Below are 11,954 nucleotides of genomic sequence, written 5' to 3'. Positions count from 1 at the left end.
TTTTTTTATACTTCAATCTTTAAGATATTCAGTGTACTTTTGGAATAATAAAACTGTTCCAGATATTGGCGTGCACGTTCACGTAAATAGCCTTGTGAAATCATCTGCTGAATAATCGGTGTCAGCAAGGCATTCAGTTCATGCTGAATCAGCGACTCATCGATATTCAGATCACGAAGTAGCAGATCAAAAGTGTGCTCCTGATTACGGACATACCAGGCATGTACGCCATCCTGTATCTGCTGTTGCAGATAATCGGTCTGGCGCATGTGATCCCAGATTTCATGGCCCAAATTCACAGTCTGGGTCAGATCTTGTACTTCAATATAATTCTTTAATACGGACAGAGGCATGTCTTTGATTTTATGCCAGAGATTCGCTTGAAAATGATAGAGTTTTTCATCATCAAAATGCTGGTTCAGGATATTTTCACTCAACTGGCCAAGCTTGAGAATATTCTTTTGCAAGTATTTGGCAATGGTATTGTCCAGACTGGTATCAGTGACATTTTCCAGTACAGACTTGCCCATTTTCATGAAGCGGGAAACGCCCGGTACACTCTTGGCAATCACCGAGTTGTCCAGATAATCCTGAATTGAATGTTGGATCAATTGGCTGATCATGGCAGAGAAGGCCGGATTACTCACTACTTTCTTGATCATGCGCTGACGATGACCACTTTTACTTGCGACATACTGAGCAATCTTATCAATGGTCAGTACAGGAATCACATCGGCAATCTTGGTGTTGTCATTTGCAGGATGGACCAAAGCAAAACGGATATGTTCTGCAATTTGTTCAATCAAAAAAGAGCTGGCTGCTGTGCCTAATATTTGTTTTTGCAATAGCAGGTTAATTTGCATTGGACTCCACAGTTCTTTCAGGGTCTGTTTGCGGAACCAGAGATAAAAAGTCTGAAACTCATTTTGAATCGTTTCAGATTGAGCAAATGACTGATCTAGAAAGTCAAGCTGAGCTTCGATCAATTGCTCAATCATCGGGTGTTTCTGCATATTGATTCTAAAAGTTAATTTAAAGGGATGAGTTTATCAGCAAGTGGATTTTTTAGGGTCTGTGTCTTTGCAAGAAAAGGTAAATAATACTGTGCAACCTGTCTTTCTGCTTCAAGAATCGGTATATGACCAACATTGTTCAGAATCACTGGTGTTTCGGCACGTTTAAATAGGGAGTGCAGCTCTTTAGCCACTTCAACATTAATAATACGATCCTGCTTACCCCATAAAATCAACGTTGGTGCTTCTACAGTACGGGTCAAACGAGCAAATGTTTCCGGGGTGTAGATCCGGCTCAGCATGACAATTTGATCAATGGCTTTGCTGGTCTGCTCGGAACGGGAAATCAGTAGTTTTTCCTGGGCATGTTTTAACTGATCTGAGAGAGCAGGCGGATGCTGCATCAGTTTATGACTGACATCTTCCAGATCTCCCGGTTTGCTTACAATCAGGTTCTTTAAAGCATATGGATCACGAGTATAGCGCGTATTGGCGTTTTTATAGATTCCGGCACTATTCAGTAAGAATAGGCTTTGCGTATCGAAAGGATATTGAGAAGCATAAACTGTGGCAATCGACCCCCTAGAGAATGTCCAGCAACATGCAGATTCTCATCGACATCCAAAGCTTCCAGAAAGATACGCAGTTGAGAGGTTACATTCGGTACTGAGAAATCAAAATCTGCGGGTGTACGGGTGTCACCATTATTGGGTAAATCGGGAACGATCACATGATAATAAGGGGTAAGAAATCGTGCGACACGATTCCAGTCGTCTTTGGTGCCCGCCAGACCATGAATCAGTAAAATAGAGGGTTTATTGACATTCCCGCCCTCGTTATAGCTCCAGGAAATATGACCGACTTTCAGCGTTTTGCTTTTCAGACCCGCCTGTAGCCGTTCCTGAACCAGATACTGGCTAAGAATATTATTGCCTGGCTGAGCACGCGTAGGAAAACTGACTTGGGCCTGACTTAGTGTGCTGAAGCTTGGGGCTAATATTAGGGTCATGGCGCAGAGTAATTTTGAGCGCTTTATTAATTTTCTTATCATGGCGTCACATTCCTTGTCTTGCATCCAGTGTACTGTTCAAAACAGTTTTATCCTGAAGCAAATCCACCTTGTTCGGATAAAATTATAGAGTTATTTCTATTGTAAATAATTGTGAAGTAATGTCACCAATAAGTTATTCACATAAGTGAAAAAAATCAGTTTTCATGTGAACTCTGATCATAAATTGAAATATTAGTGTGATGCAGGTCCACTGATAGAAATTTAGACAAGCTGATTTTTTGCAAGTGACATTCATAAATCAGAGGATTAAAATATTGCAACTTAAAACAACGGTGGTAAACACGAATGCTCACAGCTCAGGAAGCTATAGAACGTCTTAAAAAGGGTAACCAACGCTTTGTCAACGGTGAAACGCAGCATTTAAAATTATTATCGCATCAGCAACGTGCTGAAATGGCAGAAAGTCAGGAACCATTTGCTATTGTTTTAGGATGTTCAGATTCACGTGTGCCAGCAGAAATGGTATTTGACCAAGGTCTGGGTGATCTGTTTGTCATTCGCGTAGCAGGGAATATTGTCGCGCCGTCTCAGGTTGGTAGTGTTGAGTTTGCTGCAGAAAGCTTTGGTTGTCCTGTAGTCATTGTTTTGGGTCATACCCATTGTGGCGCAATTCATTCTACGATTGAAGCACTAACCAATCCGGCAACTCCGCCATCTGCAAATCTGATGTCAATTGTTAACCGTGTACGTCCATCAGTTGAAATTCTAATGCAGACTGAACTGAAGGATGACCTGAACAAACTGTCTAAGCATGCAGTACGTTCGAATGTATTTGCTTCCGTGAACCAGTTACGTCATGGTTCAGCAGTACTGGAAAATCTCATTGCACAAGGCAAATTACTGGTGGTGGGTGCTGAATACTCACTGGAAACTGGTGAAGTCACCTTTTTTGATTTCTAATTTGAATTTTAAGAATGAATGATATTAAAGGCGACTTAGAGGGCGCCTTTAATATATGGATAAGCATTATTTAACAGGATGCTTTGTGCCTTGGCATTTGGATGTACCAGATCCTGTTGCATCAAGTTTTTATTTCCTGCTACCCCATTCAAAAAGAATGGTAACAATTTCACTTTATATTGTTGGCTCACCACCTTGTAATTATTTTCAAAAGCTTTTGTATAACTTTGACCATAATTTGGCGGCATTTTCATGCCAAAAAGAATGACTTTTGCTTTGGCTTTTTGACTTTGCTGAACCAGATTTGCCAGATTTTTCTGAATCATCTGTGGCGGCTGACCACGTAGGCCATCATTGCCCCCCAGTTCAATCACGACAATATGTGGCTTGTGGGTCTGGAGCAGTTTAGGCAGACGTGCCAGTGCACCGCTGGTGGTTTCACCGCTCACACTTGCATTGACCACTTTATGCTGTTTCGGATACTGTTGGTTTAAACGTTTTTGCAACAGATTGACCCAACCCTGTTCAGGTTGAATACCATAACCCGCACTTAAGCTGTCACCCAGAATCATAATGGTCTTTGCTGAAACTAGCACCGGCATCAGGCACAGGCCAAACAGTGCTAAGCTGCGGAATAAATAAGACTTTAGAATTTGAATATTCAGATGCATAGGAAAAGTATGATTCAAGATCGCCAGAAAGCTACCATCATGCCACAGCCAATAATTTCTGCTCAACAATTGACACAAAAGATACAACTATCACAAAAACAGTTGACGATTTTTGAGGACCTCAATCTGGAGATTCTGGCTGGAGAGCAGGTGGCGATTACCGGACGATCCGGCTCTGGAAAATCCACCTTACTGGGCATACTGGCAACCCTGGATCAGGCCAGTTCAGGTCATTTACAGGTCTGTGGTGAATCGATTACTGAAATGAATGAAGAACAGCGAGCCAAGGTCAGACTGGAAAATATTGGTTTTGTATTTCAGTCTTTTCAGCTATTGCCACATCTGACTGCATTAGAAAATGTGATGTTGCCCTTACGTTTACAGCCAAACTTCAATTATGCCGCAGCTGAACAAAAAGCGTTGAATCTGTTGCAAAGAGTAGGGCTGGACCGTCAGGCCCAGCAAACCCCTAAAGTGCTTTCTGGCGGGGAACAGCAACGTGTTGCGATTGCCCGTGCTTTGGTGAGTGAGCCAAAAATCATTTTTGCTGATGAACCGACTGGAAATCTGGATGGGGAGACCGCCAAGGAAATTGAACAGCTGTTATTTCAGTTAAACCATGAATTGGGTACCACTTTAATTCTCGTGACCCATGACCAGAAACTGGCACAACTATGCCAGCGTCATTTTGAGTTAAGCAATGGTCAGTTGACTGAACATGTGAATGGAGGATGATATGAACCTCTTCCGTCCTTTACTGACTCAAAGTTTTAAGACTACGGGCATTTATCTGCTGATTATTGCATTGACCCTGGCAATTAGCGCGACCACAGCGCTTAAGTTCAGTAATGAGCAGATTCAGAATGCCGTGGCATTGCAAGCTGCGGAAATGCTGGCTGGAGATCTGCTACTCAGTAATAACGAGCCAATCGAAGATGCCTGGCGAGAAAAGGCTGATCAGCTGGGTTTGCAGCAATCAGAAGTGACTGTATTTGGCAGCATGGCACATACCAATGACGAATTTGTCATGGTCAATGTCAAAGCGATTGATACTGCTTTTCCTTTACGCGGTGAGCTAAGAGTCAAACCTGAAGCTAAACAATTAAAACCGGGTGAAATCTGGCTCAGTCAGCGTGCCATGGATCTGCTCAAAGTTAAAGTGGGGGATCAGGTTAATATTGCCGATGCCTCATTCAAGATTACTGCCGTGATTGACTATGACTCTAATCAGGAATTAGGCTTCTCGGGTTTCTCACCGACCGTAATTATCTCTCAGGCAGATGTGGCACGAACCAATGCGATTCAGGTCGGTAGCCGGATTGATTATCGCCTGCTCATGGCAGGTGATCCGGACAGTATTCAAACCTATCAAAAAGACTTTAAGAAGATTGTTAAACCGGGTGTGGATACAGAAGCTGAGGAACAACAGTTTGAGGAGCAGAATAGTCTGCGTCTAAGAAATGCCAGTGAAAGCAATACCCGTTTGATGAAGCCGATTGCTAATCTGGATACCTTTTTGCAGTTGGCAAATATTTTGACCATCTTGCTTTGTGGTATCGCGATTGCCTTAACCGCACAGCGCTATGTACAGCAGAATCAGGATCATATTGCGTTAATGCGTTGTATCGGCGCGACGAAACAGCAAATTCTGGCGGCTTATCTGGCATTACTTGGACTGGTACTGGCAATCGCGATGCTCATAGGCACCATTGTTGGCATCAGTTTAGGTTATGCTTTGCTGCAACTCATGTTACAGCTGATTCCACATCTGCAGCTGCAATTCTCGGCGATGGCAATGCTATCAGGTCCATTGCCGATTGCGATGCTGACCAGTGCTGTGGTATTGCTTGGTTTTGTGCTACCAAGTTTGTGGCAATTACTCAATACTGCACCGATCCGGGTCATCCGTCAGGAAGAAAAATCCGTACATTCCATGTTGTGGATGCTGGTGAGTGGGACACTGAGCCTGATTATTTTCAGTGTGGTGCTCACCGAGAATATTGTATTAACGGCTTGGGTAATTGGTGCCATTATTCTGCTTTGCGCTGTGCTGTATCTCACCGTATGGGGATTGCTGAAAGTCCTGCGTAATACAAAATCCCGGATTTCCGCTTATGTACGGACACCGTATCAGACTGCATTACAGATCACCGCTTTGGCACTGGGCTTGAGTCTGATTACTGTATTAGCCGTATTGCGTACCGATCTGCTGGAACGCTGGCAACAGCAGTTACCAGAAGGTACACCGAACCAGTTTGTCTATGGCTTGCCGCCTTTTGAGATGCCACAGTTGAGGGCCGAGTTAGAGCAAAATGGCTGGAACAGTACGCCGCTATATCCGAATATTCGTGGCCGTCTGATTGCCAAAAATGATCAGCCATTCGCTGCAGACTTAGTCAAAAAGAGTAATACACTACGCCGTGAACTGAACCTGACCCAAACCGATCAGTATCCACAAGACAATGTGATTTTAAGTGGCGAAGCGCAATTGAAACAGCCGGGAGAAGTTTCAGTTGAAGCCACGACTGCGGAAGAACTGGGAATCAAGATTGGAGATAAGCTGACGTTTAGCTTACCTGAGGGACCACTAGAAGCCAAAGTGGTGAATCTGCGTAGTGTGGAGTGGGAAAGCTTTAGTCCGAATTTTTTCTTTATCTTTACTCCGAATACCATGGATGCCAATGCCGGTAGTTATCTGGGCAGTTTCTATGTGCCGGAACAGGAACGACCAAAACTGGTTCAGCTGATCCAGCAGTTTTCTAATACGGTCTTTATCGATGTCAGCCTGATTCTGAACGAGATCAAGCGTATTGTGAATGTATTGGTGCAGATCGTGACTATCCTGGCCTTACTGGTGAGTGTAGCAGGGATACTGGTTCTGATTGCCTGTCTGAATCTGCTCATGGATGAACGCAAGCGGGAAGTGGCTTTACTTCGCTCATTCGGAAGTTCCAAACAGAAACTGAAAACCATGCTTAGTCTGGAAATTGGTTTTATTGGTCTATGTGCCGGAATTGTATCTTGTCTGTTTGCCGAAGTGATTAGCGCCGTCGCCAGTTACCGCATGGAATTACCGATTCAGCCACACTGGGAAATCTGGCTGATTCTACCGATCTTTATGACTTTGCTCTGTGCGCTGATTGGTCGTTATCGACTGAGTTATCTGAGTGATATTCCACCGCTGCAAAGTCTGCGCGAACTGAATCAATAAAAATTGAAGATGCGTCAGTTACAGTTTTAACTGCTGACGCATCATCTCCAGAATCTCCTGCCAGAGTGGCTTAATAGGATCAATCAGGATCAAGTTATATTGATAAAGCCCATAGCAGGCTGCTAAAGCAGCTATGAGTGCGATGAATTGAATAAAACCTGCGCGTTGCAGCTTTTGCCCGGCATACCAGAGTACAGCCAGCACAGCGCCCATAATCATGCCACCAATATGTGCAGCATTGTTAATGCCAGCAATCATAAACCCCATAAACAGGTTAATCCCCATCACCATCAGCAGGGTTTTTTTATCTAAAATAAAGCGCTGACGTGGAAGAACTGGCAGAATCGACAAGACTGTCAGTGCACCGCCCAAGCCCATGACAGCACCCGATGCACCAGCACTTACGCTTGGTAAAAGTCCCGGATTGGCGACCCCACCTTCAATTAAGGCATAACTATCCTGAATATTTATATAACCGCTGAACAGACTGCCCATCAGCCCAGCACAAAGATAGAGGCCAACAAAATACCAGCGCCCAAATAGCTGTTCTGCCACGCTGCCAAAAATATAAAGCGCCCACATGTTTAACATCAAGTGAATCAGGCCAAAATGAAAAAACATGCTGCTGAATATGCGAATGGGTTCCGCCAGATAAGTCAAAGGTGCATAATCAGCACCCCAGCGGATGGCATCTTGCGTACTTGGATGGCTGGCATCTGTGCCAGAAAAAATCTGCCAGGCAAACAATCCGACATTCACTGCAATCAATACCGCAGTAAACCACCAGGTGTGGACATCCAGTTTACGGTGAATGGAAGGAGGTGCGTATTCAGACATGCTATTCTTGCGCTGTATGAGATATTTCAAATAAGCTTAACACGAAAAAATAACAACTTCAGGAGTAACCCACTGACATGAAAGCTTTTCTAATCCGAATATTCTTGCTGCTGTTCAGTGTGGTTTTATGTATTCAACTCTGGATCTTTGCCAGCCTGGCCTGGTGGCGTTTTAATCCGGTCAATACCACGATGATGATGCGGATCGATTATTGGACTGAACCCTCCAAGCCCATTCAACACCAATGGCGTCCTTATGATGAGATCAGTACCAATCTGAAAAAAGCAGTGGTGACTGCGGAAGATGGAAAATTTGTGCATCATCATGGTTTTGACTGGGATGGGATTCAAACAGCTTTAAGCCGTAATAAAGAGCAGGGTAAAGTTGTTGCGGGGGGATCTACCATTTCCCAGCAGCTGGCAAAAAATCTGTTCCTGTTCAACAAACGTTCTTTCCTGCGTAAAGGTCAGGAAGCGGTTGCCACCTGGATGATGGAACGCATGTGGTCGAAAGAGCGTATTCTTGAAGTGTATTTAAACTCGATTGAGTTTGGTCATCATATTTACGGGGTGGAAGCGGCCGCCAAACATTATTTTGGTAAAACTTCAGAAAGTCTGACCAGAGAAGAGGCAATTTTCTTGGCGGCAATTTTGACCAATCCAAAATATTTTGAAGAAAATCGCAATGCTTCTGCTTTAAAAGCACGTAAACGCATGATTCAACGTTATATGCGCTATGCAGAATTACCCTGACAGTAAAAAATCGTTATAAAAAAAATTGCCATAAAGCCCGAGAATTCGGGCTTTTTTTATGAAATTGTCATAAATTTGAAGCATACTGATACTATTGACTCAGGCTTTAAAACGATTAAAGGTTCAATATGAATACGGCAGCCAACAGCCCTTCGGTACAAACTGAATATACCTATAATGACCGGTACATTAACCGAGAATTGTCTATTCTGGATTTCCATTTGCGTGTCTTGGAACAGGCTGTCGATCCTTTACATCCACTGCTTGAACGCATGAACTTTCTGCTGATTTTCTCGCGTAATCTGGATGAGTTCTTTGAAATTCGTGTGGCTGGCGTGATGGAACAGCTGGATCTGGGCAATGAAAGTCGTAGTCCGGATGGGCTAACGCCGAAGCAGGTGCTGGATCAAATTTCCAGAACTGCGCATGCTGCCATTGAACGCCAGTACCGCATTCTGAATGAAGAAATTCTGCCTAAACTGCGTGAAGAAGATATCTGTTTCCTGCGCCGCGGTGAACTGACACCAGCACAGTCACAATGGATAAAAAATATTTTCAGGAACAGGTGGCACCAGTCTTAACCCCGATCAGCCTGGATCCAGCCCATCCATTCCCGCGCTTGGTGAATAAGTCGCTGAACTTTATTGTGACGCTGGAAGGGAAGGATGCTTTTGGCCGTCAGATCGATCTGGCTGTTGTTCCTGCACCACGTTCATTACCACGTGTGGTACGTTTACCGGATGAATTAACGGGTGGCAAGGAACATCATGTGATGCTTTCCGCAATTATACATGAACATGTCTCTGACCTGTTCCCGGGTATGACTGCAACAGGTTGCTACCAGTTCCGAGTAACCCGTAATGCTGATCTGGCTTTAAACGAAGATGTCGAAGATCTGGCGATTGCCTTAAAAGGTGAGCTGAACTCGCGTCGTTTTGGACGTGCAGTACGTCTGGAAGTTACAGAAAACTGTCCAAAACATATTTATGAATACCTGCTGGATGAATTTGATCTAGAAGAAGAGCATCTATATAAGGTTGCCGGACCGGTGAATCTGGCACGTCTGTTATCGAATTTTAAACGTCCACATTTACGTTATGATTCACACACGCCAATCGTACCGAAAGTACTAAAGAAATCAGAAAATATCTTTAGCGCGATGCAGAAACAGGACATCCTGCTACATCATCCCTTTGAATCATTCTCGCCCGTAATTTCATTATTGCGTGAGGCTGCGCGTGATCCACAAGTCTTGGCGATCAAGCAGACCTTATACCGTAGTGGAGCGGACTCGGAAATTGTTCAGGTACTGGCTGAAGCAGCACGGAATGGCAAGGAAGTGACTGCGGTCATCGAACTGCGTGCGCGTTTTGATGAAGAGTCTAATATCGCTGTAGCCAATGTCCTGCAAGAAGCGGGGGCCGTAGTTGTCTATGGCATTGTTGGCTATAAGACCCATGCCAAGATGATTCTGGTGGTACGCCGTGAAAATAACAAGCTGGTGCGCTATGTACACTTGGGGACCGGGAACTATCACGCGGGTAATGCACGTATCTATACTGATTATGGACTGTTAACCACAGACAAAGAACTGTGTGAAGATGTACACCGTATCTTCCAGGAACTCACCGGTATGGGAAAAATGGCCAAGCTGAAAAAGCTGTTACATGCACCATTTACATTGCATACCCAGCTGGTGAATTACATTGACAATGAAATTGCCAATGCCAAAGAAGGCAAAAAGGCTCAGATCATTGTCAAAGTGAATGCGCTGACAGAACTACAGCTCATTAATAAATTGTATGAAGCATCGCAAGCAGGCGTGCAGATTGACCTGATTATCCGTTCGATCTGCTGTTTGCGTCCTGGTTTACCGGGCTTGTCGGAAAATATCCGCGTTCGTTCCATCGTCGGACGTTTCCTGGAACATACTCGCGTGTATTACTTTAGCAATAATGGCAATTCCCGCATTTATTGCTCAAGCGCAGACTGGATGGACCGTAACCTGTTTAATCGTGTTGAAGCCTGTTTCCCGATTGAAGATGAAGCATTGAAAAAACGCATCTATCAGCAAGGCTTATTGAACTATCTCAAAGATAATCAGCAATCCTGGTTACTGCAAAGTGATGGTACCTGGATCCGTGCACAACCTGCGCAAGGTGAACAGCCGCATAATGCACAGCGCGTGTTACTGGAAACCTTTAAATAAGACATAATCTTTTAAAAAGAGACTGAATTTTCAGTCTCTTTTTATATAAATATGCTGTCTCTAAAAACAAAAAAGGAGCCAGTGTGAGCTCCTTTTTTACGCTATAGCAGTATCATTATTGCTGCGCGATCTTTTGCAGGATAGGTAGCAGTACATCGAATTCACTTTGTAGCGGTGTACTCTTGCGTGTCACCAATGCCAAGGTACGGCTTGGTGCAGCAGCAATCTTTTTCACCTGAAGTTCAGGATTGGCTTTAATCATGTTGGTATGAAGTGCAATTTCTGGCAACAGGGTAAAACCAAGATCGGAAGATACCATCTCGATCAGCGTTGGCAATGAGCTTGCTTTCAGGCGATGATCATTCTTACGCTCACCAATTGGACAAGCACTTAAAGCATGATCACGTAGACAGTGGCCTTCTTCAAGTAACATCAAACGAGAAAGATCCAGATCTTCTAATGAAGTGGCCTGAGCTGCATTCTGATCTGACTTGTGGTGAACCACATACAGATCTTCTTTTACAATTTCAGCAACTTTCAGGCTGCGTGTATCAAAAGGCAGGGCCAGTACAACCATATCCAGGTTGCCATGTTCCAGCTTTTCAACAATTTTTTCACTTTGTGCTTCGTGCAGATGCAGCTGAATTTTCGGCAACTGTTTATGCACTTCATCAAGAAGTTGCGACAGAATGAACGGCGCAATGGTCGGAATCACACCTAAATGCAGATCACCTGTTAAAGGTTCACTCATCTCACGACTTAAACGCATTAAGTCCTGAGCATCAGCCAGTAGAACACGAGCGCGTGCAACCACTTGCTCTCCGAGTGGAGTCAAGCGTACATTCTGGCGATCACGTTCAACAAGAACGCCACCGAGTAAACGCTCCAACTCCATGATCCCGCCCGATAGGGTGGACTGGGTCACAAATGAACGGCGAGCAGCTTCTGTAAAATGCAGCGTCTCAGACAGTGTTACGAGATATGACAGCTGTCTTAGGGATGGTAATGCAGCCATAGTGTCCTAATTTTATGATTTAAAATGATCAGCAAATAATTCGCTAAGATATGGAATAAAATGCGGTGGGATATCATGCCCCATTCCATCAATTAATTCAAATTTAGCACCAGATATTGCTTTCGCAACAGCCTTACCATGGCTGGGTGGTAGCAAGCGATCTTGAGAACCATGAACTACAAGCGTCTCTTGTCGGATTTGCTTATCCAGTTGCAGCAACGAGCCCGTACATAATATTGCTAAAAACTGTTGAAGTACACCCGCTGGGTAATAA

General features: G+C 44.1%; 8 protein-coding genes and 3 pseudogenes. 5 read left to right on the top strand and 6 right to left on the bottom strand.

Going from position 1 to position 11,954, the window contains the following annotated elements; all coding sequences use genetic code 11:
• Positions 1-5: 5 nt before the first annotated feature.
• Both HADU_RS08030 and HADU_RS08025 read right to left on the bottom strand, forming a co-directional pair.
• Positions 6-1,013, bottom strand: coding sequence for a hypothetical protein (locus HADU_RS08030; protein WP_008305186.1), 1,008 nt, complete (start codon positions 1,011-1,013; stop codon positions 6-8).
• 14 nt (positions 1,014-1,027) lie between these two features.
• Positions 1,028-2,064, bottom strand: a pseudogene (locus HADU_RS08025) (alpha/beta fold hydrolase).
• A 306-nt stretch (positions 2,065-2,370) separates the two neighbouring features.
• On the opposite strand from HADU_RS08025, the gene HADU_RS08020 reads away from it, so the two are divergent.
• Positions 2,371-2,985, top strand: a complete 615-nt coding sequence (locus tag HADU_RS08020) for a carbonic anhydrase (RefSeq protein WP_004810892.1) — start codon at positions 2,371-2,373, stop codon at positions 2,983-2,985.
• A gap of 35 nt (positions 2,986-3,020) precedes the next feature.
• Here the strand turns inward: HADU_RS08020 and HADU_RS08015 are convergent, their stop codons facing one another.
• Complete coding sequence (locus HADU_RS08015) at positions 3,021-3,587, bottom strand: arylesterase (protein ID WP_372510645.1); 567 nt, start codon at positions 3,585-3,587, stop codon at positions 3,021-3,023.
• 78 nt (positions 3,588-3,665) lie between these two features.
• On the opposite strand from HADU_RS08015, the gene HADU_RS08010 reads away from it, so the two are divergent.
• Together HADU_RS08010 and HADU_RS08005 are read left to right on the top strand one after the other, a co-directional pair.
• Positions 3,666-4,391, top strand: coding sequence for an ABC transporter ATP-binding protein (locus HADU_RS08010; RefSeq protein WP_034592562.1), 726 nt, complete (start codon positions 3,666-3,668; stop codon positions 4,389-4,391).
• 1 nt (position 4,392) lies between these two features.
• Complete coding sequence (locus HADU_RS08005) at positions 4,393-6,867, top strand: ABC transporter permease (protein ID WP_008305179.1); 2,475 nt, start codon at positions 4,393-4,395, stop codon at positions 6,865-6,867.
• 18 nt (positions 6,868-6,885) lie between these two features.
• On the opposite strand, the gene HADU_RS08000 is transcribed toward HADU_RS08005, so the two are convergent.
• Complete coding sequence (locus HADU_RS08000; RefSeq protein WP_008305178.1) at positions 6,886-7,704, bottom strand: rhomboid family intramembrane serine protease; 819 nt, start codon at positions 7,702-7,704, stop codon at positions 6,886-6,888.
• A 77-nt stretch (positions 7,705-7,781) separates the two neighbouring features.
• Here HADU_RS08000 and mtgA point away from each other — a divergent pair, with 77 nt between their 5' ends.
• Positions 7,782-8,456 (top strand): monofunctional biosynthetic peptidoglycan transglycosylase, encoded by a 675-nt coding sequence (gene mtgA / locus HADU_RS07995; protein WP_004810883.1) that lies wholly within the window; start codon positions 7,782-7,784, stop codon positions 8,454-8,456.
• Between the two features lie 128 nt (positions 8,457-8,584).
• Positions 8,585-10,665: pseudogene (gene ppk1, locus HADU_RS07990) on the top strand (polyphosphate kinase 1).
• 115 nt (positions 10,666-10,780) lie between these two features.
• On the opposite strand, the gene oxyR reads toward ppk1, so the two are convergent.
• Together oxyR and estB are read right to left on the bottom strand one after the other, a co-directional pair.
• Entirely contained in the window at positions 10,781-11,680 is a 900-nt protein-coding gene (gene oxyR / locus HADU_RS07985; RefSeq protein WP_004810876.1) for a LysR family transcriptional regulator OxyR, read from the bottom strand.
• Between the two features lie 12 nt (positions 11,681-11,692).
• A pseudogene (estB, locus tag HADU_RS07980) lies at positions 11,693-11,954 on the bottom strand (esterase EstB); the annotation flags it as partial.

The organism is Acinetobacter sp. HA (assembly GCF_000264725.1).
Lineage (GTDB): Bacteria > Pseudomonadota > Gammaproteobacteria > Pseudomonadales > Moraxellaceae > Acinetobacter > Acinetobacter schindleri.
This window is presented reverse-complemented; position numbering and strand designations above follow the sequence as displayed.

What these genes read in the sequence shown, in the direction of transcription:
- HADU_RS08030 (WP_008305186.1), bottom strand. Translation starts at nt 1,013, where the DNA reads ATGCAGAAACACCCGATGATTGAGCAATTGATCGAAGCTCAGCTTGAC.
- HADU_RS08010 (WP_034592562.1), top strand. Translation starts at nt 3,666, where the DNA reads ATGATTCAAGATCGCCAGAAAGCTACCATCATGCCACAGCCAATAATT.
- HADU_RS08005 (WP_008305179.1), top strand. Translation starts at nt 4,393, where the DNA reads ATGAACCTCTTCCGTCCTTTACTGACTCAAAGTTTTAAGACTACGGGC.
- HADU_RS08015 (WP_372510645.1), bottom strand. Translation starts at nt 3,587, where the DNA reads ATGCCGGTGCTAGTTTCAGCAAAGACCATTATGATTCTGGGTGACAGC.
- mtgA (WP_004810883.1), top strand. Translation starts at nt 7,782, where the DNA reads ATGAAAGCTTTTCTAATCCGAATATTCTTGCTGCTGTTCAGTGTGGTT.
- HADU_RS08000 (WP_008305178.1), bottom strand. Translation starts at nt 7,704, where the DNA reads ATGTCTGAATACGCACCTCCTTCCATTCACCGTAAACTGGATGTCCAC.
- oxyR (WP_004810876.1), bottom strand. Translation starts at nt 11,680, where the DNA reads ATGGCTGCATTACCATCCCTAAGACAGCTGTCATATCTCGTAACACTG.
- HADU_RS08020 (WP_004810892.1), top strand. Translation starts at nt 2,371, where the DNA reads ATGCTCACAGCTCAGGAAGCTATAGAACGTCTTAAAAAGGGTAACCAA.